Annotated in this window: 20 protein-coding genes, 2 tRNA genes and 1 pseudogene; 15 read left to right on the top strand and 8 right to left on the bottom strand. The window is 41.0% G+C overall.

All coding sequences use genetic code 11. The features are described 5' to 3' along the window. Position 1: 1 nt before the first annotated feature. The 5 genes from napH to napF all read right to left on the bottom strand — a co-directional run bounded on the left by napH (position 2) and on the right by napF (position 5,163). Complete coding sequence (napH, locus tag PNEUHYL_RS10945; protein WP_059368215.1) at positions 2–868, bottom strand: quinol dehydrogenase ferredoxin subunit NapH; 867 nt, start codon at positions 866–868, stop codon at positions 2–4. Further along, complete coding sequence (gene napG, locus PNEUHYL_RS10940; protein WP_059368214.1) at positions 868–1,674, bottom strand: ferredoxin-type protein NapG; 807 nt, start codon at positions 1,672–1,674, stop codon at positions 868–870. The genes napH and napG overlap by 1 nt, the downstream gene beginning before the upstream one ends. Before the next feature lie 98 nt (positions 1,675–1,772). Beyond that, a complete protein-coding gene (gene napA / locus PNEUHYL_RS10935; protein ID WP_059368212.1) occupies positions 1,773–4,256 on the bottom strand; it encodes a nitrate reductase catalytic subunit NapA in 2,484 nt (827 codons plus the stop codon). Positions 4,257–4,355: 99 nt separating this feature from the next. After that, positions 4,356–4,640 (bottom strand): chaperone NapD, encoded by a 285-nt coding sequence (locus PNEUHYL_RS10930; protein ID WP_059368210.1) that lies wholly within the window; start codon positions 4,638–4,640, stop codon positions 4,356–4,358. Continuing rightward, a complete protein-coding gene (gene napF / locus PNEUHYL_RS10925; protein WP_059368205.1) occupies positions 4,633–5,163 on the bottom strand; it encodes a ferredoxin-type protein NapF in 531 nt (176 codons plus the stop codon). Before napF ends, PNEUHYL_RS10930 begins: the two co-directional genes overlap by 8 nt. A 327-nt stretch (positions 5,164–5,490) precedes the next feature. On the opposite strand from napF, the gene PNEUHYL_RS10920 reads away from it, so the two are divergent. From PNEUHYL_RS10920 to PNEUHYL_RS10910, 3 genes are all read left to right on the top strand, one after another. Next, positions 5,491–6,507, top strand: a complete 1,017-nt coding sequence (locus PNEUHYL_RS10920; protein ID WP_059368202.1) for a Fe(3+) ABC transporter substrate-binding protein — start codon at positions 5,491–5,493, stop codon at positions 6,505–6,507. A gap of 166 nt (positions 6,508–6,673) precedes the next feature. Beyond that, positions 6,674–8,323: an ABC transporter permease gene (locus PNEUHYL_RS10915; protein WP_059368200.1), complete on the top strand. Its 1,650-nt coding sequence runs from the start codon at positions 6,674–6,676 to the stop codon at positions 8,321–8,323. Further along, entirely contained in the window at positions 8,324–9,343 is a 1,020-nt protein-coding gene (locus PNEUHYL_RS10910; RefSeq protein ID WP_059368196.1) for an ABC transporter ATP-binding protein, read from the top strand. It begins immediately after the preceding gene. Positions 9,344–9,482: 139 nt separating this feature from the next. Here the strand turns inward: PNEUHYL_RS10910 and PNEUHYL_RS10905 are convergent, their stop codons facing one another. Next, positions 9,483–9,827, bottom strand: a complete 345-nt coding sequence (locus tag PNEUHYL_RS10905; RefSeq protein WP_059368194.1) for a YggL family protein — start codon at positions 9,825–9,827, stop codon at positions 9,483–9,485. A 106-nt stretch (positions 9,828–9,933) separates the two neighbouring features. Further along, positions 9,934–10,680 carry a tRNA (guanosine(46)-N7)-methyltransferase TrmB gene (gene trmB, locus PNEUHYL_RS10900; protein WP_059368875.1) on the bottom strand — a complete coding sequence of 249 codons (747 nt, stop codon included), beginning with the start codon at positions 10,678–10,680 and terminating at the stop codon, positions 9,934–9,936. A gap of 104 nt (positions 10,681–10,784) precedes the next feature. Between trmB and priA the strand changes: the two genes are divergently transcribed. The 5 genes from priA to acrB all read left to right on the top strand — a co-directional run bounded on the left by priA (position 10,785) and on the right by acrB (position 18,950). Further along, a complete protein-coding gene (gene priA, locus PNEUHYL_RS10895; RefSeq protein ID WP_059368192.1) occupies positions 10,785–12,977 on the top strand; it encodes a primosomal protein N' in 2,193 nt (730 codons plus the stop codon). Between the two features lie 76 nt (positions 12,978–13,053). Continuing rightward, entirely contained in the window at positions 13,054–13,827 is a 774-nt protein-coding gene (ftsN, locus tag PNEUHYL_RS10890) for a cell division protein FtsN (RefSeq protein ID WP_059368191.1), read from the top strand. Positions 13,828–13,979: 152 nt separating this feature from the next. Then, positions 13,980–14,543: an efflux transporter AcrAB transcriptional repressor AcrR gene (gene acrR / locus PNEUHYL_RS10885; RefSeq protein WP_059368189.1), complete on the top strand. Its 564-nt coding sequence runs from the start codon at positions 13,980–13,982 to the stop codon at positions 14,541–14,543. Positions 14,544–14,580: 37 nt separating this feature from the next. Next, positions 14,581–15,777 (top strand): multidrug efflux RND transporter periplasmic adaptor subunit AcrA, encoded by a 1,197-nt coding sequence (gene acrA / locus PNEUHYL_RS10880; protein WP_059368187.1) that lies wholly within the window; start codon positions 14,581–14,583, stop codon positions 15,775–15,777. Between the two features lie 17 nt (positions 15,778–15,794). Next, positions 15,795–18,950, top strand: coding sequence for a multidrug efflux RND transporter permease subunit AcrB (gene acrB / locus PNEUHYL_RS10875; protein WP_059368185.1), 3,156 nt, complete (start codon positions 15,795–15,797; stop codon positions 18,948–18,950). 116 nt (positions 18,951–19,066) lie between these two features. Here the strand turns inward: acrB and PNEUHYL_RS10870 are convergent, their stop codons facing one another. Next, complete coding sequence (locus PNEUHYL_RS10870) at positions 19,067–19,840, bottom strand: M48 family metallopeptidase (protein ID WP_059368181.1); 774 nt, start codon at positions 19,838–19,840, stop codon at positions 19,067–19,069. Between the two features lie 138 nt (positions 19,841–19,978). On the opposite strand from PNEUHYL_RS10870, the gene mtr reads away from it, so the two are divergent. The 7 genes and pseudogenes from mtr to PNEUHYL_RS10835 all read left to right on the top strand — a co-directional run bounded on the left by mtr (position 19,979) and on the right by PNEUHYL_RS10835 (position 26,084). Further along, positions 19,979–21,235: a tryptophan permease gene (gene mtr, locus PNEUHYL_RS10865; RefSeq protein ID WP_059368176.1), complete on the top strand. Its 1,257-nt coding sequence runs from the start codon at positions 19,979–19,981 to the stop codon at positions 21,233–21,235. A gap of 79 nt (positions 21,236–21,314) precedes the next feature. Next, positions 21,315–22,085, top strand: a complete 771-nt coding sequence (locus PNEUHYL_RS10860; protein WP_059368172.1) for a class I SAM-dependent methyltransferase — start codon at positions 21,315–21,317, stop codon at positions 22,083–22,085. Positions 22,086–22,345: 260 nt separating this feature from the next. Then, positions 22,346–22,421 (top strand) — tRNA-Phe (locus PNEUHYL_RS10855). 12 nt (positions 22,422–22,433) lie between these two features. Next, positions 22,434–22,509 (top strand) — tRNA-Asn (locus PNEUHYL_RS10850). Between the two features lie 109 nt (positions 22,510–22,618). After that, a pseudogene (locus PNEUHYL_RS10845) lies at positions 22,619–23,257 on the top strand (ParA family protein); the annotation flags it as partial. 89 nt (positions 23,258–23,346) lie between these two features. Further along, the gene (locus PNEUHYL_RS10840; protein ID WP_059368161.1) at positions 23,347–23,796 is read left to right on the top strand and encodes a hypothetical protein; all 450 of its coding nucleotides are present in this window, start codon (positions 23,347–23,349) and stop codon (positions 23,794–23,796) included. 458 nt (positions 23,797–24,254) lie between these two features. Beyond that, positions 24,255–26,084: a monovalent cation:proton antiporter-2 (CPA2) family protein gene (locus PNEUHYL_RS10835; RefSeq protein WP_059368159.1), complete on the top strand. Its 1,830-nt coding sequence runs from the start codon at positions 24,255–24,257 to the stop codon at positions 26,082–26,084. Positions 26,085–26,087: the final 3 nt, after the last annotated feature.

The following is a 26,087-nucleotide window of genomic DNA, read 5'->3' as shown; positions in this document are numbered from 1 at the left end:
ATCACTCCCCTGAATGATTGAATCGAGTTGAAAATTTAAAAACTTTTTCAGCGCAAACATCAATACAACGTCCGCAGCTGATGCAATCTTTAGAAAGCACAAGTAGGCTATCGTCTTTTTTTCCGTGTAAAGGTGAACGTAATACTTGTGCTTCCGGACAGACATTATAGCAATCCATACAATTGTCACATTTGCTGCGATCAACGACTTTAATGCGGAGAATACTTTTGGCACCAATGATACCGTAAGCCGCCCCGATTGGGCATAAATGTCCGCACCAACCATGTTCGACAATCAACAAATCAAAAAGAAAAATGACGACAATTAACCAAGCTGTCGCGCCAAGCCCAAAGACAAAAGCGCGTCCTAATGCCGCGACGGGATTAATCCACTCCCACAATAGCATTCCGCTTGTTGCACTACCGACTAAAATCATCGCCAAAATCCCGTAGCGTAGCCCACGTGAGAGTTTTGCCGTTTGGCGAATACCGAGTTTACGGCGTAACCATGCTGCGCTATCCGTCACGATATTTAGCGGACAAACCCAACCGCAAAATACTTTACTCCCCAGTACTGCGTAGCAAAGTACAATAATTGCCGCGCCGATTAGTGTCAGGACATCGGGTAAATGGCCTGCCGCAAGGCTTTCTGCGGTAATTAAGGGATCACTTAAAGGAATCGTATCAAACAGCAGGCTACCGCTGTAATTACCTTTTAAGATCCATACCCCTAAATAAGGACCGCTTAAAAACATTGCCAGAATGCTGAATTGGCTTAAACGTCGCCAAAATAAAAAGCGGTTGGCATACCACCAGCCCCATTTTTGGCGGGCTTCTCTGCCGGCATGTTTAGGTGCATTCGCTGCCATTATTTGGTGACCTCTAAAATTGGTGCCAAAACAGGTTCAGCCGGCTCAGGTATTGCGGCAGCCTCCGGTGTGCGGGCTGGTAAAGAAATGATATCTTGCGGTGCAAGAGAATGACCGGCTTTTTCCTTTTCTTCCCAACTTAGGCGATAGTGTTTACCCAACATTCCTTTTGCAAGCTCCATCGGTAGAACCTTAATTGCCGCTTCTTCCAACACACAGGCTTGTTCGCATTTGCCACAACCGGTGCAGGCATCGGAATGCACTGTCGGAATGAATAAAGCATGTTTATCCGAACGGGGATTATGTTGTTTTTCCAACGTAATCGCTTTGTCGATTAATGGGCAAACCCGATAGCATACATCACAACGCAGACCTTGCCAGTTGAGGCAGGTTTCGTGGTCCAATAGCACGGATAATCCCATACGGGATTCGTTGATATCCGTTGCATTGCGGTCTAACGCGCCGCTTGGACAAGCGTGTGCGCACGGAATATCGGGGCACATTTCACAGGGTTTATTGCGTGCAATGAAGTATGGTGTCCCCGCTTCTACCGGCGATAATAGCGATGCCAAATGCAACATATCGTAAGGGCAAGCCTGTACGCATTGCCCACAACGGATACAAGCCGCAGAAAATGCTTTCGCGTCCTGCAAGGCAAACGGTGGACGTAGCGTTACCCCTTCACGGGCTAAGCTTTGCTTTTGTTGTAACCCCAGCAAAATTCCTATGCCAACAAGACCACCCGCTGTTCGGGTTGTCTCTTTTAGAAAGCGTCGGCGTTCAGGATTTAGCGTGGTTTTTTTCATTTTCTCTTTAAATATTGATCGCACTTTTAATAGGAAATGAATGTGTCATATTTCATTTCCTATTGTAGTGACAAGTGCGGTTGGTTTTTATGTCGTTTTTACGCAGCCTTTTCCACTTTTACCGCACATTTTTTGAAGTCGGTTTCTTTTGAAATCGGGTCTGTTGCATCAAGTGTTAATACATTAGCAAGCTGGCCTGCATCAAAGAACGTGGTATAAACTAAACCGCGAGGCGGTTTGTTACGTCCGCGTGTATCTAAATAAGAAATCATCTCGCCACGGCGTGATGAGATTTTGATCTTATCTCCATGACGTAAACCTCGGGCTTCCGCGTCTAACGGGTTCATCCACACTAAGTTATTTGGGAATGAACGGTGTAATTCTTGTACACGGCGAGTCATTGTACCGGTGTGCCAGTGTTCGAGAATACGTCCGGTAGATAACCACAAGTCATATTCCGCATCCGGAGATTCTGCCGGCGGCTCATAAGGTACGGCAAGGATAATCGCTTTTTTATCCGGATAGCCGTAAAACGCTACGCCTTCACCTTCTTTGACATAAGGATCGTAACCCTCACGATAACGCCATAAGGTTTCTTTTCCATCTACTACCGGCCAACGTAATCCACGGGCTTTATGGTACATGTCAAACGGTGCTAAATCATGACCGTGACCTCGACCAAATTCGGCGTATTCTTCAAATAATCCTTTGTGTACGTAGTAACCAAAATGCTCCGATTCGTCGTTTAATTGCCCTTCGGCAAGTTCACTTAATGGGAATTTATCCACTTGTCCGTTTTTGAATAGCACGTCATATAATGTTTTTCCGCGATATTCCGGCATTTGTGCCAGCAATTCTTCCGTCCACATTTCATCTGTTGTGAAGTATTTGGCAAATTCCATTAATTGCCACAAGTCGGATTTTGCTTCTCCCGGCGCTTTCACTTGTTGACGCCAGAATTGGGTACGGCGCTCTGCATTACCGTATGCCCCCTCTTTTTCCACCCACATTGCTGTTGGAAGGATCAAGTCGGCGGATAAAGCGGAAACCGTTGGATAAGGATCGGATACAACGACGAAGTTGCCTTCTTTACGCCAACCGGGCAAACGATCCGTATTGATATTTGGCCCTGCTTGCATATTGTTGTTACACATTTGCCATAATACGTTCATTTTACCATCGTGCATTGCACGATCTTGGGCGATGGTGTCCAAACCGACTTTTTCGGAAATTGTCCCTTTTGGTAGTTTCCAAATACGTTCTGCCGTTTCACGGTGTTTTGGATTGGTTACCACTAAATCTGCAGGTAAACGGTGTGGGAAAGAACCCACTTCACGAGCCGTACCGCAAGCGGAAGGTTGACCGGTTAAAGAGAATGGACCACAGCCCGGGATTGAAATTTTACCGGTCAGCAAATGAATGTTGTAGATCAGATGGTTTGCCCAAACACCGCGGGTATGTTGGTTAAAGCCCATTGTCCAAAAAGACACGACTTTTTTATTTGGATCGGCATAAAGTTTTGCCAGATTCTCAAGTTGGGCTTTATCTACACCGGACATTTCTGCCACTTTTTCAAGGGTGTATTCCGATACCAATTGTTTTAATTCTTCAAATGAAGAATCGTGCATTTTACCTGCGGTTTTACGGTTGGTGTCTTTCTCTAACGGATTTTCAGGACGTAAACCGTAACCGATATTGGTTTCACCACGTTTAAATTTAGTATGTTTATTAACAAAATCCCAATTAATCGCATTATTTTGAATGAGATAGTTAATGATGTAGTTCATAATGGCTAAATCGGTTTGCGGTGTGAATACCAAACCGTGATCGGCAAGCTCAAAACTACGATGTTCAAAAGTGGAGAGTACGGCAACTTTCACATCAGGATTCGAAATGCGGCGATCCGTAATACGAGACCATAAGATCGGGTGCATTTCTGCCATATTGGAACCCCAAAGTACAAATGCATCGGCACGTTCAATATCATCATAGCAACCCATTGGTTCATCCATACCGAAGGTACGCATAAATGCAACAGCCGCAGATGCCATACAGTGGCGGGCATTCGGATCGACGTTATTAGAGCGGAAGCCGGCTTTCCAAAGTTTGTTTTTGGCATAGCCTTCCCAAATGGTCGATTGACCGGAGCTGAACATTCCCACTGCATTTTGACCATTTTTCTTAAAGGCTTCTTTGAATTTTTCAGCCATGGTTTTAAAGGCAATATCCCAAGAAACAGGGGTAAAATCCCCATTCTTGTCGTATTTTCCGTTGGTCATCCGCAACATTGGTTGCGTAACACGATCTTTACCGTACATAATTTTCGGTAAGAAGTAACCTTTAATACAGTTTAAACCGCGGTTTACTTCTGCATCCGGATCACCTTGTGAAGCAACAACACGTCCGTCTTTCGTACCCACCAATACGGCACAGCCGGTACCACAAAAACGGCATACTGCTTTATCCCATTTAATTTCGGATTCTGCCGCAACCACATTTTTGACAGGGATGGTTAATCCCGCAGCCGTTGCCGCTGCCATAGCTGCATTGGCTTTCATAAAGTCTCGACGACTTAAGCTCATCGCGTTTCTCCCACATTACACGTTGATTTTAAAAATTAAGTTTATATTTTTCAGGGTGAATTTCACGCCACTAAAGATTAATCAATATACAAAAATGGATTATTTTTTTCTCTCGTCTTGTTCGTGATATATCAGTGAAACATTAATGACACCGTCAATGTGATTCACGCTTTCCATGTTATCAAGCAGAATATGCTGGTCATGGGATTGCATCACGACAACCAGTTTGCCCGTTTTTTCATCAAAAGTGGGTATTTCGGTGTGTTCAATTTCCAAAAGTGCGGTCTGAATTGCCACCATTTTTTGGGGATTTCCTTGCACGATCAGTCCGACTACATGCCAATCCTGTATATTTTTATCGATTAAATTTTCTTTATTATTCATTGCGTTTTAGATGATTGAGTTTTATGGCATTAACAGGGCAGTTTTGCAAACAAGCACCACAGCCATTACAAGTATCTGTGTTTACAAGAGGTTGTGCTACTCTACCCACTTGGAAATGAAAAGAAATGGCGCTCACAGGACAGTTGTCTTGACATGAGCGGCACTCAATGCCCAGTTGCGTTAAACAATTTGTACTGATTTCGGCTTTATGTGCCCAAGGTTGCTCATTTGGGGGACGGAAAATCGGTTGTTGACAAATTTCAACGCATTTTCTACAAAAAGTACATTCACCGTTCTCAAACTGAACTTCCGGAAAACCGCCGTCACCTTTCACTAAAATTTTAGTTTCGCAAACCGACAGACAGCCGTCACAGCGCGTACATTGTTCAATAAATTCATTATTGGAGACGGCCCATGGCGGGCGAATTCCTTCAAACCCTTGTTTTTGTTCGTTTTCAGTGTGTAATGATGTTAAAAATTTACCTCGTAAAAATTGCCTGCGGGGTAAGTTTTCAACGCTCATTCGGTTTGCCTTTGTGGATAGTTATATACCTGACTTTGGATAGTGAATTATCTAATTGTGATCGCAAGATATAAACTACCAAAAAGAGGTAGATTGATAAAGACTTGAACTTTTGTTGTGTTAGATCAATAAAAGGATTTTACTCATTGATTTTATTAGAAATATTTTATAACAGTAAGCCATATTTTTTATATTCCCTAGCAACAAGTAATCAGTTTTAGGAACGCATCAAAATATATTTAAATAATAATAATTCTTATTGACGGTGATGGGATAAACTTTTAGAATCATACCGAATAATCAACCTATCCCTATGGAGAAAGTCCAATGAAAAAATCCCTTACCACTGTTGCGTTATCTCTTTCTGCACTATTTTCAACTTCTGCCTTTGCGACAGAGGAAGTTAATGTTTATTCCTATCGCCAACCTTACCTTATTGAACCGATGCTCAAGGAATTTGAGAAAGAAACCGGTATTAAAGTGAATGTAATTTTTGCCGATAAGGGTTTAGTTGAACGTGTGAAACAAGAAGGCGAATTAAGTCCGGCGGATGTGCTATTAACCGTGGATATTTCACGAGTGATGCAAATCGTAAATGAAGGCTTGGCACAACCGTTTACTTCTAAAGTTTTAGATGAAAATATTCCGGCACAATATCGTGATACTGAAGGGAAGTGGTATGGTTTAACGACACGTGCCCGTGTTATTTATTCTTCAAAAGAGCGTGTAGGAAAATTACCTGCAGATTTCAATTATTTTGATTTAGCCAAACCTGAACTCAAAGGTAAAGTATGCGTACGTTCAGGTAAAAATTCATATAATGTTTCACTTTTTGCTTCAATGATCGAACATTACGGTGAGGCAAAAACGAAAGCTTTCCTAGAGGGGTTAAAAGCAAATCTTGCTCAAAAACCTCAAGGTGGTGACCGTGATCAAGTTAAAGCAATTAAAGAAGGAATTTGCGATTACTCCCTTGGTAACAGTTATTACTACGGTAAAATGTTAGATGATGAGAAGCAAAAAGCATGGGCTGAAGCGGCGGTGATTAATTTCCCGGCTGGCGAGTACGGTACACATGTTAATATTAGTGGCGTAGCCTTGGCGAAACACGCACCGAATAAAGCAAACGCAGTAAAATTAGTCGAATATCTAAGCGGTGAAAAAGCCCAAAAACTTTATGCCACGCTCAATCATGAATATCCGGTGAAAGCAGGTGTAGAGCCTTCCGAGCTAGTGAAAGGTTGGGGAACATTTACGCCGGATACGATAAAATTAGAAACTATCGCTAAAAATTATGAAAAAGCATTAAAATTAGTCGATGAAGTGAAATTTGATGAATTTTAATTACTAGTATTTCTTACTAAACAAAATAACGGGCTTTAAGCAAGCGATAGATTTTTATCTAACATTTGTTGAAGCTCGTTTTGTGTCTAGAATGTATAATCCTGTTTCAAGTCAAATAATTTTTAGGCTACTCGGCACGTCTGATTTTTTACATTAATATAATTAAATGAAACACCATCTTTCTTGGAAATTGTCTGCAATTTTGACCGCACTTTTGGTTTTGCTACCGTTGTTAGCGATTGTTTATCATGCGTCAAGTGGTGAAATGGATAACCTTATTCATTTTTGGAATACCATGCTTGGGCACTATGTCATCAACTCCGTTTTATTGGTGGTCGGTACTGTCGCCTTGGCATTATTTTTTGCGTTGCCTTCAGCTTGGTTGGTTGCCAATTTTCAATTTTGGGGACAACGCACATTACAATGGTTACTTTGTCTCCCTCTTGCCATGCCTGCTTATTTGATTGCCTATCTTTACACTGATTTACTTGATTATTCCGGGGGATTTCAGTCTTTACTGCGTGATATTTTTGGTTGGCAAACTCCTAGAGATTATTGGTTTCCACAAATTCGTACACTTTATGGCGCGTGTTTTGTGCTCGCTTTAGTCTTGTATCCCTATATTTTTTTGCTTGTACGTGTCGCATTTTTAGAACAATCCGAAAATCTACAACACAGTGCCAAAATGCTTGGCGCCACACCGAGTCAAATTTTCCGCCGCATTACTTTTCCGCTTATTCGCCCAGCCATTGCGGTAGGGATGGCGTTAGTGGCAATGGAAACGCTAGGTGACTTTGGTACGGTTGCCTATTTCGCCGTGCCGACGCTTACAACTGCAATTTATGATTCTTGGCTCAGCTTCCACGATTTAGGCACGGCAAGCCGTATTTCAATTTTTATGCTGATGATGATTTTCTTATTCATCAGCCTTGAACAGTACAGTCGCCGTAAACAAAAAAGCTATCAACGTGGTTATGAAAAGAAAGCACATTTGAAAACCTTAACAGGTTGGCGCAATGCTTTGGCATTAACTTGGTGTTGGGGGTTATTGGCTATCGCATTTTTTATTCCCTTTGGTCGGTTAATTTTTTGGTCAATAGAGTATTTTGAGCAGTCATGGAATTTGGACTTTGTGAAGTTTGCGGCAAATAGCTTGAAAGTATCCTCTATTGCTGCGATCACTACTGTTTGTGTCGCGCTGCTATTGCATTTTGCCCACAGGCTTTCTAAGGAAAATCGGTGCTTTAGCAAAATGACCCGATTATCACTCGGTTTATCCGGTTTTGGTTATGCGATTCCAGGCACAGTATTGGCTATCGGCTTGCTTTCTCCTCTTACCTTTGCCGATCATCAATTACACGGTTTACTTAAATCATTAGAGTTAAAACCGGTCGGATTGATTTTCTCCGGCTCATTGTTTGCTTTGGTTCTGGCTTATACTATTCGTTTTTTAGCAATGGCAATTGGCACTTTGGGCGCTTGTCTTGAACGAATTTCCCCGACATTGGACATGGCAAGTCGAAGCATGGGGAAAACGGGTGTTGCTATGTTTAAAAATATTCATATTCCTTTGATTTCAAAAGGAATGATTACGGCAATATTGATGGTTTTTATTGAAAGTATGAAAGAACTCAATGCATCATTATTACTCCGACCATTTAATTTTGATACTTTGGCTACCTACGTTTTTACTTTTACCTCGGATGAACAGTTGGAGCGCGCAGCCTTGCCTGCTATCGTCTTAGTGCTGGTAGGGTTGATTCCCGTGATTTGGCTGACTCGTTCATTAATTTCGCAATCACAAAAAGAGCGTTAAATGAAATTACTTGAAGTTCAGCAACTTAGCTGTCAGTTTGAACAAAATCAGATTTTAAAAAATCTTGAGCTTGACGTCGCAGAAAATGAAATTGTTTGCTTACTCGGGGCGAGCGGTTGTGGTAAAACCACCTTACTTAAAGCGATAGCCGGATTAGTTCCCACTACACAAGGCATAATAAAATTAGCGGGCAGGGTGATTAATCAAATCCCCGTAGAACAACGTCAAATCGGTTTAATTTTTCAGGATTACGCCCTTTTTCCACATCTAACCGTTGCGGACAATATTCAGTTTGGCTTAACTAAATTAGCAAAAAGTGAGCGGCAAACCATTATGCAACAAATGCTTAACGTGGTGAAACTAGAGGGATTTGAACAACGTTTTCCCCACGAATTATCAGGCGGACAGCAACAAAGGGTTGCCGTCGCTAGAGCCTTGGCTTGTCAGCCGACCTTGCTTTTGCTGGACGAGCCTTTTTCTAACATTGATAGCCAAACAAGATATTCAATGATCCAAGAGATCAAACAGATTCTAAAAAGCCAAAAAGTCCCTGCGATTTTTGTTACGCACAGCAAAGAAGAGGCTTTTGCTTTTGCCGATAAAATTGCGGTAATGGATCAAGGAAGAATTATGCAAATTGGCACTCCAAACCGACTTTATCACCAGCCAATCAACAATTTTGTTGCTGATTTTCTCGGTACTACAAACTATTTATCTTGTGAAATTTATGCCGATCGGCGTTTCAAAAGCCCAATCGGTAGTTATTGTCTGCCTTCTGAAACGGAATACGCTGAAGGGCATTATCAATGGCTTCTTCGTCCTGAGCAGATCCTCATTAAACCTGACAATACAGGGCAAGGGCAGATTATTAATAAACTTTTTTTAGGGCAATACTATCGTTATCAAATTGCAATAAACGGTATTCATCTTACCGCTTACCACATTGCAGATTTACCTCTGCAATCCGCGGTGAGTATTGATCTTCATTGCCAAGAATTTGTCTTTTTTCCCGCTAAGTAAAGTATTAGGCTGAAATCAATATATCGATGACAAACTTGATTTTATCGTAAATGCCAACGTAATCATGTTAGATGAACAAATCATAAAAAAACAGCATGAAAATAATGTTTTCCCATGCTGTTTTTTTATTGTGAAAAATTTACGCTTTTGATGCAGGGTATTCCCACCAAATATCAAATAATTCACTGATTTCAATCTGTTGTAATCCGTTGGTTTCTAGCCATTTTTTCACGGTTTCACGGTGGCTTTCATCACATTTACCGATTTTCTCTAAGCAAACCAAGCCTTCCCAGTGTAAATAGCCACTGCCCTCATAAGCTAAACCGTTTGGTTGAATGACTTCTTCAATAAAACGATCAATCATTTCATCAACGGTTTCGATTGAAGTACCTTCAGCAAACTGAAAGTTTACTAGAAATCCTAACTCTTGGAATTCCGCAAGATGGAGTTTCTTACGTTGGCGTTGGTTGTAGGATTTAGACATATTGTTCTCCTGTTTTTGTTAGTGGTAAGGATAAATCGGTTTATTTATATTAGATTTTGTTTGTGAAAAACACTAAACCTAAACAAAAATACATATTTTCAATGAGTTAAACATTATTTTTAACGAAAAATAAATCCCACACACCATGTCCTAACCGATGCCCGCGGGCTTCAAATTTTGTTAGCGGACGAAAATCCGGGCGGGGAATATAATCGCCGGTTGCTGAGGTATTCACTAAATTCGTATTGGATTGTAGCACGTCCAACATTTGTTCGGCATAGTTTTCCCAGTCCGTTGCCATATGGATAAAACCGTTTTTGTCGAGTTTTTTTACCACTTGTTCGACAAAGTGCGGTTGAACGATACGGCGTTTATGGTGTTTTGCTTTGTGCCAAGGATCGGGGAAGAATAGTTGTAATCCGGCGAGTGTATGATCCGCAATACTATCGCGTAAAATTTCGGTGGCATCATGGCAAATTACGCGAAGATTTTTTACCCCTTTTTCCACCGCATAAGCAACACAAGCCCCGACACCGGGGGTATGCACTTCAATGCCAAGATAATTTTTATCGGGATTAGCAACCGCCATATCGACAAGGGATTTTCCCATGCCAAAACCGATTTCTAAGATCACTGGATTCGTATTGCCATAAATTTTTACGAAATTGAAAGGGGTAGTTTGGTAGTCTAATCCTAATTCCCCCCAATGGGCGTTCATCATTGATTTTTGAAAGTCGCTCAAACGCCCGGTTCGTAATACAAAACTACGTACTTTGCGTTTGTAGCGACCGTCTTCGGTAAATTCTGCGGTTTCTACGGTTTTACGTTTTTGATCGGCAAAAGTCTGTGTCATTACTTCTGAATTGAAAAATAAGTTGGTAAAAAATTGGCGGTGATTATACATGAAATCGAACGCTTTTCCCGTATAATAAGCCAAATTTTTTCCCAAGAGTTGTTATGAAAATTGTTCGAGTTGCACTTGCCGTGCCGCTTCCCCGTTTATTTGATTATCTTGCACCGGACGACACAACATTAGTTGTGGGGGTACGTGTGCTGGTTCCTTTTGGAAGACAAAAACGGGTTGCGATAGTTGTGATGTTTCCTACCGAATCCGATGTGGCGGAGGATAAACTAAAGAAAATCATTGCGCCTTTGGATAGGGAGTCTTTATTTTCTTCGGTGACATTGGATTGGCTGTACTGGGCGGCAAATTACTATCAAGTGCCGGTGGGTGAAGTATTATTTCAAGCCTTGCCGGTGAAGTTACGCAACGGTGAAAATGTGGCGAAAAATGACCGCACTTTTTGGCGTATCACGGAGGAGGGAAAAAATGCGCTGTTGAACGGTGAATTAAAGCGTTCCAAAAAGCAGACTGAAGCTCTGCAATGCTTGTTGGAAAATGATTTGGAAAAAGGAAATAATGATTTTACTCCGACCGTTTGGTCAGCCTTAAAAAGTAAAAACTTTGTCCAAGCGATCCTTGTTCAACAAGAACAAAAAAGTTGGCAAACCGTTTTGCATGATAAGCCGTTAGTGAATGTTAATAATCGTCTTACTTTAAATAAACAGCAAGCCTTAGCTTTTAGCCAATTAATGTTTCAACGTGAGTTTAACGTCTGGTTGTTGGAGGGAGTGACAGGTTCCGGTAAGACGGAAATTTATCTGCAATATATCGAGGAAATATTGAAATCCGGTAAACAAGTGCTTGTGCTCGTACCGGAAATCGGTTTGACGCCTCAAACCGTGCAGCGTTTTAACGCGCGTTTTAATGTGGAAATTGATGTTTTGCATTCTCATTTGAACGATACCCAACGGTTGAATGTGTGGGCGCGTGCGAGAACGGGGCAAAGTGCCGTAGTAATCGGCACAAGATCGGCATTATTTACACAATTTGCTAATCTGGGAGCGATTATTTTAGACGAAGAACATGATGCTTCTTTTAAACAACAAGACGGTTGGCGTTATCATACCCGTGATTTAGCCATTGTGCTGGCACAAAAATTAGCGATTCCCGTACTGATGGGGTCGGCGACACCCAGTTTAGAAAGTATTAATAATGTACAAAATGGTAAATATAAACATTTGACGTTGCCAAAAAGAGCGGGAAATGCGACCGCACTTCGCCAGTTTGTGATCGATTTAAAAAATCAACGCGTCCAAAATGGCTTGTCCAAACCACTTCTAGAACGAATGAAACATCACCTTGAAAGAGGCAATCAGGTCTTGTTATTTCTAAATCGTCGCGGATTTGCACCAGTTTTACTCTGCCATGAATGCGGTTGGATTGCACAATGTCCGCATTGTGAAAAGCCTTATACCTATCATCAATATCAGCGAGCCTTGCGTTGCCACCATTGCGGCTCGCAAAAGACCATTCCCCGTCAATGTGATCATTGTGGTTCTACCCATCTTGTTACAACCGGACTTGGTACGGAGCAATTAGAGGAAACGTTAAAAGCGCAATTTCCTGATTATTCTGTGGCAAGAATTGATCGCGACAGCACAGCCCGTAAAGGCAAATTGGAACGCTATTTGGCAGATATTCAACAGGGAAAAAGCCAAATTTTGGTTGGCACGCAAATGTTGGCAAAAGGGCATCATTTTCCGAATGTAACATTGGTAGCACTGGTAAATGTGGATAGTGCATTATTTTCCTTAGATTTTCGAGCGGAGGAACGATTAGCACAACTTTATATACAAGTAGCGGGGCGTTCCGGACGTGCGGAAAAACAAGGTGAAGTGGTACTGCAAACCCATTATCCTGATCATCCGTTATTGACAACGTTATTAGCAAAAGGCTATCAGGCTTTTGCCGAAGAAACCTTGCGTTTACGCCACTCAATGGGGTTACCGCCTTTTAGTTTCCAAGCATTGTTTAAAGCTCAGGCGCGTTATTCGGAGCAAGCGGAACAGTGTTTAATGCAAATTGCGGATTTTTTTCGCTCACAGAATGTCGAAGGATTACATATTTTAGGCCCTATGCCGGCGCCATTCGGTAAAAAATCGGGACAATTCCGTTGGCAGCTGCTTTTGCAACACGCCTCCCGTATGGTGTTGCAAAAAGTTTTACATGATTATCAGCAAACAAATTTAGAAAGAAATAATCAAATACGGTTGACTTTAGATGTTGATCCGCAGGATTTAAGCTAGAAAATCAGGGTATTTTTCAGTACACTTGACAAGTTTTACAGAATTTTTAGAAATCATTAAAGTTTAAGGTTTTATTGTGGCTCATCGAGATTTTGCCGCCCGTCGCGGTTCAAATAAGAAAAAGAAAACAAATAAAAACATATTGATTGGCATTGCCCTTACGGTATTGCTTGCGTTTGGCGTTGGTCTTTATTTCCTAAAAAGCAAAACCCCACCCGCCCCCGTCGCGGTTCAGCCTGAAAAGCCCCAACCGAAAAGCGTATTACCCAATCGTCCTGAGGAGGTGTGGAGTTATATTAAGGCATTGGAAACCCGTACCGTGCCGATTGATGATAAACCTGCCAGTGTGGAAAAAAATATGCGCTTAACGGAAGAGCAGCGTCAAGTGTTGATTCAAATGGAAAAGGAACAAAAAGCAGCGGAAGAAGCCCGCAAACTGGCGGAAAAACGTAAAGCGGAAGAAACTGAAAAAGCACAACAAGCAGTAGAGACGGTGAAGGCTGAAATTCCGAAACAAGAAACAAAAAAGCAGACGGATGTAAAAAAATCAGAACCGTTGAAAAAGCCCGAACCGGTAAAAGTTGAGACAACGAAAAAAGTAGAAACAAAGCCGTCAGAAACTGCCGGAGCTGGGGAAAAACGTTTTGGCTTACAGTGTGGTGCTTTTAAAAATCGTGCCCAAGCAGAAAATTTACAGGGGCGTTTAGTGATCTCAGGGGTGAATGCTCAGGTAATGGTTCACGGTGAGTGGAATCGTGTTCGTGTCGGGCCGTTTGCAAATCGTGAGACAGCGACACAGGAACTGAATAAAGCAAAATCTGTGGCAAGTTGTGTGATTATCGGGATGTAATGCCATATTGAAGGGAAAAAAGTGCGGTAAAAAATACCGCACTTTTTTCATTTTTTAGCTTGCCAAAAAATCAAAAATCTCTAGAATGAACGCTCGTTCATTCAATAGGATTTGAATGTCTTTTCTTTAATTATTTTCGAAACTAATATTTTATGCGACACGCTAAAACTAATCTTGTTGAGCAAATTTTTATGGCAACGGATCGCCTGATGGCAAAAGAGGGCTTGAATCAACTATCAATGCATAAATTGGCAAAGGAAGCCAATGTGGCGACAGGAACAATTTATCTTTACTTTAAAAATAAGGATGAATTACTAATACAATTTGCTCGACGCGTGTTTGCTATGTTTATAGCGGCACTTGAGAAGGATTTTGATGAGTCTGAATCCTTTTTTCAACAATACAGACGAATGTGGTGGAATATGTGGCAATTTTTGCAGGATAATCCGACCATTTTGTCCAATTTAAATCAATATCAGTCTCTACCGGAATTTACTAAAATTTGTCGGGAAATTGATAATAGCCGTTGGGATCATTTTTGTTTTCAAGCAAGGACTGCAAATGAATTAGCGGATTTACCGGATGATGTTCTTTTTCAATTAAGTTTAAAAACTGCGATGACAATGGCATCGGATATTAAGTTTTTAAGCGTAGAACTCACCCGTGAAATTCTAGAATCTGTGGTTGAACGCTCTTGGCGGGCAATTCAGAAGTAATCATTATTTTTTTATCTTTTATCGGAGCTTTTATAAAATGAGTCAAACTCAAAGCAGTCGGCCAAAACGCTCGCATATTTTCTATATGAAAATTATTCTTGTCGTGTTTGTCTTAATTTTTGTCGGTGTTATCGGTTTTAACGTTTTTCGTGGCATTATGATTGGTAAAGCATTGGCCAATATGCCGGAAAGATCCAGTCCGGTTACCGCACTTGAGGTGAAAGCCAGTGAATGGACACCGGTTATCAATACCACAGGTCTTGTACGGCCAAATCAAGGTGCGATGCTAAGCGCACAGAGTGCGGGAACCGTTGTTAATGTATTTGTTCAAAACGGACAAAATGTCAAAAAAGGCGATCTTTTGGTTGAACTGGATAGTTCGGTTGAACGTGCAAGCCTGAAAGCCTCCCAAGCACAGCTTCCGGCATTGCGTCAAACTTATCAACGCTATGCAAATTTATTAGCAAGCAACGCGGTTTCCCGCCAAGAGGTGGATAATGCGAAATCCGCTTATGATGCACAAGTGGCGAATATTGAATCATTAAAAGCAACGATTGAACGTCGTCAGATTGTTGCGCCTTTTGACGGAAAAGCCGGTATTGTAAAAGTGAATGTCGGTCAATACGTGAATGTTGGATCTGAAATTGTGCGAGTGGAAGACACCAGTTCAATGAAAATTGATTTTGCGATTTCTCAAAATGAATTAGACAAACTACATATTGGTCAACGAGTTACCGCCACTACGGATGCGCGTCAAGGTGAAACCTTTTCAGCCCGTATTACCGCAATTGAACCGGCAATTAATTCATCAACCGGTTTAGTGGATATTCAGGCGACTTTCGATCCTGAAGACGGATGTAAATTACTGTCAGGTATGTTCTCCCGTTTACGTGTTGCGTTACCAACGGAAACAAATCAAATTGTCGTACCTCAAGTAGCGGTGAGCTATAACATGTATGGTGAAATTTCTTATCTGTTAGAACCGTTGTCTGAAGAAGATAGAACTAAATTTGCCGATAATCCGAAATTAGACTCCCTTTATCGTGCAAAACAAATCACGGTGTTTACTAAAGATCGCCAAGGTATTTACTCTCAGCTACAAGGCGATGAAGTTAAAGTTGGTGACAAAATTATTACCGGTGGTCAACAAGGTATCGGCAATGGCAGCCTTGTTGAATGGATCAAAAAAGATATCGTTGGCGGAATTGAACCGGCAGTGAAGACCAATCTGTAATAGCTTAGGAAATACGAATGAAATTTACTGATATATTTATTCGTCGTCCCGTTTTAGCGGTTTCGATTAGCCTGCTTATCATTATTTTAGGCTTGCAGGCTATTTCAAAATTAGCGGTGCGTGAATATCCTAAAATGACAACTACGGTGATTACCGTAGCAACAGCTTATCCGGGGGCTGACGCGAATTTAATTCAAGCCTTTGTTACCTCCAAGTTGGAAGAGTCGATTGCTCAAGCGGATAATATTGACTATATGTCTTCATCCAGTGCGCCGAGTTCTTCTGTTATTACTGTAAAAATGAAGCTGAATACGGATCCTGCCGGTGCGTTGGCTGATGTATTGGCGAAAGTAAATGCGGTACGTTCCGAATTACCAAGCGGGATTGAAGACCCGACGGTGTCATCTTCATCGGGTGGTTCCGGGATTATGTATATTAGTTTCCGCTCTAAAAAGTTGGATTCCAGCCAAGTAACGGACTATATCAACCGCGTAGTGAAACCACAATTCTTTACGATTGAAGGTGTGGCGGAAGTCCAAATTTTTGGTGCGGCGGAATATGCAATGCGCATTTGGCTTGATCCGCAAAAAATGGCGGGACAAAATCTTTCGGCTTCGCAAGTCATGTCCGCACTTTCTGCTAATAACATTCAAACTGCCGCGGGGAGTGATAACGGTTATTATGTGACCTACCGTAATAAGGTTGAGACAACCACCAAATCCGTTGAACAATTAGGTAATTTAATCGTTGCCTCGAATGGGGATGACTTAGTCCGTTTGCGTGATATTGCAACCGTTGAATTGAATAAAGAAAGTGATAATTCACGGGCAACTGCGAATGGTGCGGATTCTGTTGTATTAGGTATTAATCCAACCTCTTCGGCTAACCCGCTAACGGTGGCTGAAAAAATCCGTCCACTCTATGAGAGCATTAAAAATCAGCTTCCGGACAGTATGGAAACGGATATTCTTTATGACCGCACCATTGCGATTAATAGTTCTATTAACGAGGTGATTAAAACTATCGTTGAAGCAACGGTAATCGTACTCGTGGTGATTTTGATGTTTATCGGTTCATTACGTGCGATTTTAATTCCGGTATTAACTATTCCGATTTCTTTGATCGGGGTGTTAATGATGTTACAAAGTTTGGATTTCTCCATTAACCTGATGACTTTGTTAGCTCTGATTCTTGCGATAGGTCTCGTGGTGGACGATGCAATTGTCGTATTGGAAAACGTTGACCGTCATATTAAAGAGGGGGAAACACCGTTCCGTGCCGCGATTATCGGTACCCGTGAAATTGCCCTGCCGGTTATTTCAATGACGGTTTCTTTAATTGCGGTTTACTCGCCAATGGCTCTTATGGGCGGTATTACGGGAACACTTTTCAAAGAGTTTGCGTTAACCCTTGCCGGTTCGGTGTTTATTTCCGGTATTGTGGCATTAACCCTTTCCCCAATGATGACCAGCAAACTATTGAAATCCAATGCAGAACCGACATGGATGGAACGTAAAGTAGAGCATACACTTTCTAGAATGAATAACGTGTATAACTATATGCTGGATATTGTGATGCAAAATCGTAAATCCATGGTGGTGTTTGCCGTGGCGATTTTTTCTACATTACCGTTCCTCTTTAATTCGCTTTCAAGCGAATTAACACCAAATGAAGATAAAGGGGCGTTTATTGCGATTGGTTCCGCACCTTCTAATGTGAATGTGGATTATATTCAAAATGCAATGCAACCTTATATGAAAACGGTGATGGATACGGAGGAAGTTTCTTTTGGTATGAGTATTGCGGGCGCACCGAGTTCTAACCAATCTTTAAATATTGTGACACTAAAAGATTGGAAAGCGCGTTCACGCAAGCAATCGGAAGTTATGAATGAACTGAATACCAAAGCAAAAGGATTACCGGAAGTCTCAATTTCTGCATTTAACTTCCCTGAAATTGATACAGGGGAACAAGGACCGCCGGTTTCTATTGTGTTAAAAACGGCTCAAGATTATAACGCCTTGGCGAATACCGCAGAAAAATTCTTACAAGCTATGCGGGCATCAGGTAAGTTTGTTTATACTAACCTCGATTTAAAATATGATACCGCCCAAATGACGATTTCCGTTGATAAAGAAAAAGCGGGCACTTACGGTATCACCATGCAGCAAATCAGTAATACGCTGGGAAGCTTTCTTTCCGGCGCAACGATTACCCGTGTAGATATTGATGGACGTGCTTATAAAGTCATTTCACAAGTAAAACGTGATGATCGCTTGTCACCGGAAAGTTTCAAAAATTACTACCTAAATGCAAGTAATGGTGAAGCTGTACCGTTGAGCAGCTTGGTTAGTATGAAACTTGAAACACAGCCTACCTCATTGCCTCGTTTTAGTCAGTTAAATGCAGCAACGATTCAAGCCGTACCAATGCCGGGAACATCAACAGGGGATGCGGTAGCGTGGCTACAAGAACATGCCGATACTACTTTACCACAGGGCTATACTTACGATTTCCGTTCGGAATCCCGTCAGTTAATCCAAGAAGGGAATGCGTTGGCACTCACTTTTGTGTTAGCGGTTGTGATCATTTTCTTAGTATTGGCGATTCAGTTTGAATCAATACGTGATCCGTTGGTGATTATGATTTCTGTGCCGTTAGCAGTGAGTGGATCGTTAGTGGTACTCAATTTACCTTCCGCTTTGCAAGGATTTCTAGGATTCATTGGGCATATTACGGGGATTGCCGCAATTGCTCAATTCGGACAAAGTATAACAATGACAGGATATACCTTAAATATTTACTCACAAGTGGGATTAATTACCTTAGTGGGTTTGATTACGAAACATGGTATTTTGATGTGTGAAGTAGCAAAAGAAGAGCAGCTGTTACACGGTAAAAACCGTATTGATGCGATTACCGCTGCGGCTAAAGTGCGTTTGCGTCCAATTTTGATGACAACTGCCGCAATGGTAGCGGGTTTGATTCCATTGCTTTATGCAACAGGCGCCGGTGCGGTATCACGCTTTAGTATCGGTATCGTTATCGTAGCCGGCTTGTCTATCGGGACAATCTTTACATTGTTTGTACTTCCGGTGGTGTATAGCTATGTGGCAACCGAACACAAACCATTACCGGTATTTGAAGAAAATGAAAGCAAAACGGCTCATTAATAAAATACCTTAAAATTCAACCGCACTTTTGGAAACGAAAGTGCGGTTTTGTTTTTTCATTAACATAAGCACATAAAAAACCGCACCTGAAAGTGCGGTCAATTTAGCAAGCATTTTTATTTTTTTGACGCGTTATAAAGTTTCATTGCCTCTGGGAGTAAACGGCGTAAGTTTTCTTGGCGATCTTCATCTGTCGGGTGAGTGGAAGCCAAGGCATCTAATGCACCTTTTGAACCGCCGGAGGCTTTTTTCATCTTATCCCATAAACCGGGGGCAGATTGTGGATTAAATCCGGATTTTGCCATGAGCAATAAGCCTACTTCATCGGCTTCGGTTTCTGCACTACGTGAATAAGGTTTATCTAATGCAAAATCTTTAGTTAAGCTAATCGCGATTCCGCTTAAATCAGAGCCTACCACAGTAGAAAGCGCAACATGACCTAATTGTGCGGCAATACCTGTTGCCATCCCAAAATTCGCTTTTGCTTTACCATGTTCTTTTAGCGCATGTGCCATTTCATGCCCCATCACGGTCGCAATTTCATCATCACTCAGTTTTAGCGTATCTACTAATCCCGTATAAAACGCCATTTTCCCACCCGGCATTGCCCAAGCATTTAATTTTTTGGATTTGATGGCGGTGATTTGCCAATTAAAGGGCTGACCGGTTTGGTTTTCTTTATTGGCGTAAGGTACCATTTTATTGAAAATTCGGTGAATACGCTTTGCCGTTTGAGAGGTGGTATCTACCGCCCCTTGGGTACGGATTCTGCCCATTTCTTGCGCATAGCTTGATGCCGCTTGTTGATTGATAGAAGCTGAATCTGCACAAGCATTCAATACAAAAGTAGCCATGGAGGCAAAGACAAAAGATTTTATGTGTGTTTTCATTTGGGATTCCTATTGTGGATACAGCGGTTAGAGACAATAGGATTATAAGGAAAATAGTTTTAAATTGTCTATAAAAAACAATTGAGTTTTGATGATGCACTATTATAATAGTGCAAAATTCACTTTAGAGAATCACTTATGAAACAACAAAAATCCCCTTCGCTATTGGGCGGTGCAATGATTATTGCGGGTACTGCAATTGGTGCCGGTATGCTAGCAAATCCTACATCAACAGCTGGTGTTTGGTTTATCGGTTCTATTCTTGTGCTGGTTTATACATGGTTTTGTATGATGACATCCGGTTTAATGATTTTAGAAGCCAACTTGCATTATCCCACCGGTTCAAGTTTCGACACCATCGTAAAAGATTTACTTGGTAATGGTTGGAATGTAATTAACGGTGTATCCGTCGCATTTGTACTTTATATTTTAACTTATGCTTACATCACCTCAGGTGGCGGCATTACGCAAAATTTATTAAATCAGCTGTTAAGTTCCTCCGAAAGTGCGGTTGAAATCGGGCGTACTTTCGGATCGTTAATTTTTTGCATCGTCTTAGCGGCTTTTGTATGGCTTTCAACCAAAGCGGTAGATCGTTTTACAACGGTATTAATTGGCGGAATGGTGATTGCCTTTTTTCTTTCAACGGCAGGTCTATTAGGCTCTGTAAAAGCTGAGGTATTATTTAATACGCTTGCACAAGGTAAACAACAATATTTACCTTATTTATTAACCGCACTTCCCGTGTGTTTAGTTTCATTTGGTTTCCATGGAAATGTGCCAAGTTTAGTGAAATATTATCATCGTGACGGCAATCGTGTGATGAAAGCGATTTTTATCGGCACCGGTTTGGCTCTGATAATTTATATTTTGTGGCAGTTTGCGATTCAAGGTAATTTACCACGTGCCGAATTTGCGCCGGTAATTGAAAAAGGCGGGGATGTTTCAGCACTACTTGAGGCACTGCACAAATATATTGAAACGGATTATATTGCGGTTATTTTGAATTTCTTTGCTTATATGGCGATTGCGAGTTCTTTCTTGGGGGTAACCTTAGGTTTGTTTGACTATATTGCGGATTTATGCAAATTTGACGATAGTGTAATGGGCAGAACAAAAACGACTTTAGTCACTTTCTTGCCCCCGTTATTATTAAGCCTTCAGTTCCCTTACGGTTTTGTGATTGCCATTGGATATGCCGGCTTGGCTGCAACAATTTGGGCTGCTATTGTGCCGGCATTGCTTGCGAAAGCCAGCCGTAAAAAATTTCCGAACACCACCTATAAAGTCTATGGGGGCAACCTAATGATTGGTTTCATTATCCTATTTGGTGCGCTGAATATTGTAGCGCAAGTCGGTGCAAATTTAGGGTGGTTTGCAAGTTTTAACGGATAAGTTAATTATGGAAATAAAGGGTGTATAGCATACGCCCTTTTGATTTTTCAGCACAGAATGAATCTCGATAGGAATAGGAATGAGCGATAAAATCAGCGTTTATGATAGAGAAAACTTCTTTGAACTTTATCAAAAACTTCGAGCTAACCCGATTAGCCTAAATGAAATCGTAGAAAAACCGACAATGCTTTCTCTCTTACCGGAGCTACAAGGGAAAAAATTACTGGATCTGGGTTGCGGCACAGGGGAACATTTGCAGCTTTATTTACAACGGGGGGCAAGTGTTGTAGTGGGAATGGATTTATCCGCCAATATGCTGAAACAAGCCCGAATTAATCTGGAAAAGTGCGGTCAATTTCAGGGACATTTTTCGTTACACCAATTATCAATGGAAAATCTTGGTGATTTGCCGGAAGCTAATTTTGATGTCATTACCAGTTCTTTTGCCTTTCATTACGTGCAAGATTTTCCGACATTATTAACTGCGATTACGAAGAAACTGGTTAAAAACGGTATGCTTATCTTTTCCCAAGAACATCCGATAACTACCTGTCATAAAATTGGAGAGCGTTGGGAAAAGGATGAAAATAAACAACAAACTGCCTATCGTTTAAATCATTACCGTGATGAAGGTGAACGGGATAGAAATTGGTTTAAACAACCGTTCAAAACTTACCATCGTACGATGGCTACGATTATCAATCATTTAATTTCGGCTGGTTTTCAAATTGAACAAATGGCAGAACCCATGCTTGCCGAACAACCACAATGGCATACTGAATTTAAAGATTTGCGACACCGCCCAGTCCTATTATTTGTTAAGGCAAAATTAATAGCGGGTGGGGAGTAATATGTTGTGAATAAAAAACCAGCCTGTCAGTTAATAAACATTCTAACTATAGTATCGGCTGTATTTTGGAAGGTTGTTTTTATGGAAAGTGCGGTTGTTTTTAAATGTGTTTTATAAAATCCGTTGTTTTTATAAACATTTTGATTATTAACCATTCAAACACACCTGTTTTTTCATTTTTTTTAAATTTAGTTATTGACCGACAAGCGAAAAAATAGTTTAATACGCTCCGTTGTCAGGCAGTAGCCGATAGTGATAACGCCTCGATAGCTCAGTCGGTAGAGCAGGGGATTGAAAATCCCCGTGTCGGTGGTTCGATTCCGCCTCGAGGCACCATTTAAAATCTACTCCTCCTTAGTTCAGTCGGTAGAACGGTGGACTGTTAATCCATATGTCGCTGGTTCAAGTCCAGCAGGAGGAGCCAATCTTACAAGATTGAATTCATAATCTGTTTATTAAAGATCTATATAAAACCCCCATTTAGTCCCCTAGCCGATACTTAATTAACTTATATTTGTTAAGAGAGTATCAAAATGAAAAATCAAACTGCATCTCAAAAACCATTCATTATTACCATTGCTTCAACAAAGAGTGGGTCTGCGAAAAGTACCAATGCAGCCAATATCGGTGCGTTTTGTGCTGATCACGGCTTGAAAACCCTTCTGATTGATACTGATATCCAACCCACATTAAGTGCTTATTTCGCTTTAGAATACGCTGCGCCGGGTGGTATTTACGAGTTTTTGATCAATCAAGATGTCGATCCGGCTAATATCATATCGAAAACAACCCTACCTAATTTAGATTTAATCCAATCAAATGATCCGACAAATAATGTCAGCCAAATGCTCCGCAATGCACCGGACGGGGCTATTCGCTTTAGTTTTTTACTAAAAAAACTCCAAGGTTATGATGTGATTATCGTCGATATCAGCGGGACGCGCGATATTACCGTCGATATGTCGGTGCTTGCAGCAGATCTTCTATTCTGTCCTATCCTTCCGCACATTTTATCGGCAAAAGAATTTATTCGCTGTACGATTGGCATGTATCAAGAACTTCAAACTTTTGAAGCTTTTGGGTTTCAACTTCCGCCGCTGAAAGCTGTACCGAATTGCGTTGATCACACAAACGATGTCAAATTTGTGCTGGAGCATCTCTATCAATTATTTCGGTATTATGTAGCTGTTGCACAAAGACCGCTTAACTAAAGTTTACTACAATCCTTGTGAGTTTTACTAACCACAAGGATTTTTTATTTATGGTCAAAGCAAGTGATATGAGTGCTATTCAGCAGAAAATTGCTAAATTAACACAAGACGTTACCTATTTCGAAAAATGTATTGAGGTGGCCAAACAGCATATTGCTACGTTACAGCAAGCCTTGATAGCATTAAACAGTGAGCCATTTTCATTAGCAACAAAACAGCGTGGTGAGAAATCTAAATCTTACACTTATCGCCCTAATGAATTTATTGCTAAAGTTTTTAAGCGTTTTCCAAATCAGTGGTTATCAACAAACGAGATTATGATCAAGGCTTTTGAATTGGAAGGTTATACGCCTGATAAATCGGATTTCCAGTCAATTGTTATCGCATTTTCTCATGCATTAAGACGATTACATAGTCAGGGGATTATCGAAAAGGATTATATTGCAGGGAGTAGTCAAAATCCGAAGATTAAATGGAAGTTAAAAGAGATTAGAACATAAGAAAATAGCGATATCCTACAGCTATCTTTGTTGCTATTTCCGCCAAAGCAAAGGCAAATTATAGAATTTTTGAGTGTTAGCTCTCTCGTTTACTCCCTAAGCGGTATTTTATAAACTCAAGAACCTAGACATAGAAAGGCTTGACAATAAAAAGCGGTTGTTCCCTCTTGTTTTAGCGATATTAATCTTGATGGTAGCGTATTAAAACGTTTACCGGCACCTCAAGTTCCCAATAAATTACGTTAGACACATAAATAGCAAAACAGGAATCCTTGTTACGTTTCATTACGAACAAGGATTTTTTACAGCACGAAACTTTTCTTGTAAAAAATCACATAATGAATGTTCACCAATGCTATTGGTTATTTAAAAAATACTCGGTTTATTCCTACAAATCTTAACTGAAAGCAAGTAAAATGCCCCTGTTTTTTACTTGTTTAATTTTTTTAGGAGTGACTATGGCAGCGGAAAGTTCAGGTGATTTAATTCGAGTGGTGGCATTGCTGGGTGCCGCAGTGGTGGCGGTGCCATTATTTAAACGCATAGGATTGGGATCGGTGTTGGGGTATCTCGCTGCCGGATTGGCTATTGGCCCCTATGGTTTACAGGTGATTGGTGATCCTCACGCAATTATTCATCTGGCTGAATTTGGTGTCGTGATGTTCTTATTTGTGATTGGACTTGAAATGAAGCCTTCACACCTTTGGGGATTACGTCGTCAAATTTTTGGACTAGGCAGTATGCAAGTGATCATTTCTGCTATTTTAATGACCATTGTTGGTGTGCAGTTTGGCGTATCATGGGAAGTGGCGTTTGTCTCTTCCGCAGGTTTTGTATTGACATCCACCGCAATTGTGATGCAAGTATTAGGTGAACGCAAAGAACTTTCTACAAAACGCGGTCAAAAAATCGTCTCAATTTTATTATTTGAAGATCTTCTGATTGTCCCATTACTTGCTATTGTCGCTTCCCTCTCTCCTTTTGAAAAAACAGAAGCTTCCATGCCTTGGTGGCAATCTGCGGGCATTGCTATGCTCGCCTTAGCGGTATTAGTGTTTATTGGCCGTTTCATTTTAAATCCGGTTTTCCGTATTTTGGCGAATGCTAAAGCCCGTGAAGTCATGACTGCTGCTGCACTTTTTGTGGTATTGGGGGCCGCATTATTAATGGAAGAAGCCGGCTTATCCATGGCGATGGGCGCTTTTGTAGCAGGTGTAATGCTTTCCGAATCTGCCTTTCGCCATCAATTGGAGGCGGATATTGAGCCTTTCCGTGGTTTATTGCTGGGGCTTTTCTTCCTTGGCGTGGGAATGGCGTTAGATTTAAAAGTCGTTGCAGAAAACTGGCAATTAATCCTTTTAGGCGTGATTGTATTAATGCTCACCAAAGGTGTCTGTATTTATGTTGTAGCACGTGTTGCTAAAAGTACTCATAAAACAGCATTAGAACGAGCGCTCTTAATGGCACAAGGTGGGGAATTTGCTTTTGTGCTTTTTGCGGCAGCCCTGTCAAAAGGAGTGATTGATGAAACGGTAAATGCCAATATGACGGCAATTGTTGTGCTTTCTATGGTGATGACACCGCTCATTCTTGTGCTTTATGAAAAATATGGATCGAAAGAAATTGCAGAAGAAATTGAACCTGATGAAATTGATGAACAGCATCCGATACTTATTATCGGTATGGGACGTTTTGGACAAATCGTAAATGACTTGCTCCGTTTAAGTGGTTATGCCACAACAGTGGTAGATCTTAATCCAACGATGATTAAAGGTTTTAATGAATATGGCATTAAATCTTATTTTGGCGACGCTTCCCGCCGTGAGTTTTTAATTGCGGCAGGATTGGAACAGGCAGAAATGCTTGTTGTGGCAATTGATAATAAAGCACAAGCCTCCGATATAGTGCACTTTGCCCGTGAAGTGAACCCGAATATTAAAATTATTGCTCGTTCTTATGACCGTTTTCATACATTTGATTTATATAATTCCGGGGCAAATGACGTTATACGTGAAACATTCGATTCTGCAGTGCGTACCGGACGTACCGCATTAGAAGGGTTAGGTATGGAACCTGAAGTGGCAAAAGAAATTGCGGAATATTATTTCCATGCTGATCGTCATGAAGTGAAATTAATGTCTCAAGTTTATGAGCTAAAATCAGAATTCTTTAAAAGCCCGATATTACAAGATATTGCGAGGGAATGCGACCAAAAAATGGCGGCAGATATTCAAGAAATCTTGCTAAGAGCGAAAGAAAAAGAACAAGAAGAAAACAGTATTATGTAACAA

Origin of the sequence: Rodentibacter caecimuris (assembly GCF_001019715.1) — a bacterium.
Lineage (GTDB): Bacteria > Pseudomonadota > Gammaproteobacteria > Enterobacterales > Pasteurellaceae > Rodentibacter > Rodentibacter caecimuris.
This window is presented reverse-complemented; position numbering and strand designations above follow the sequence as displayed.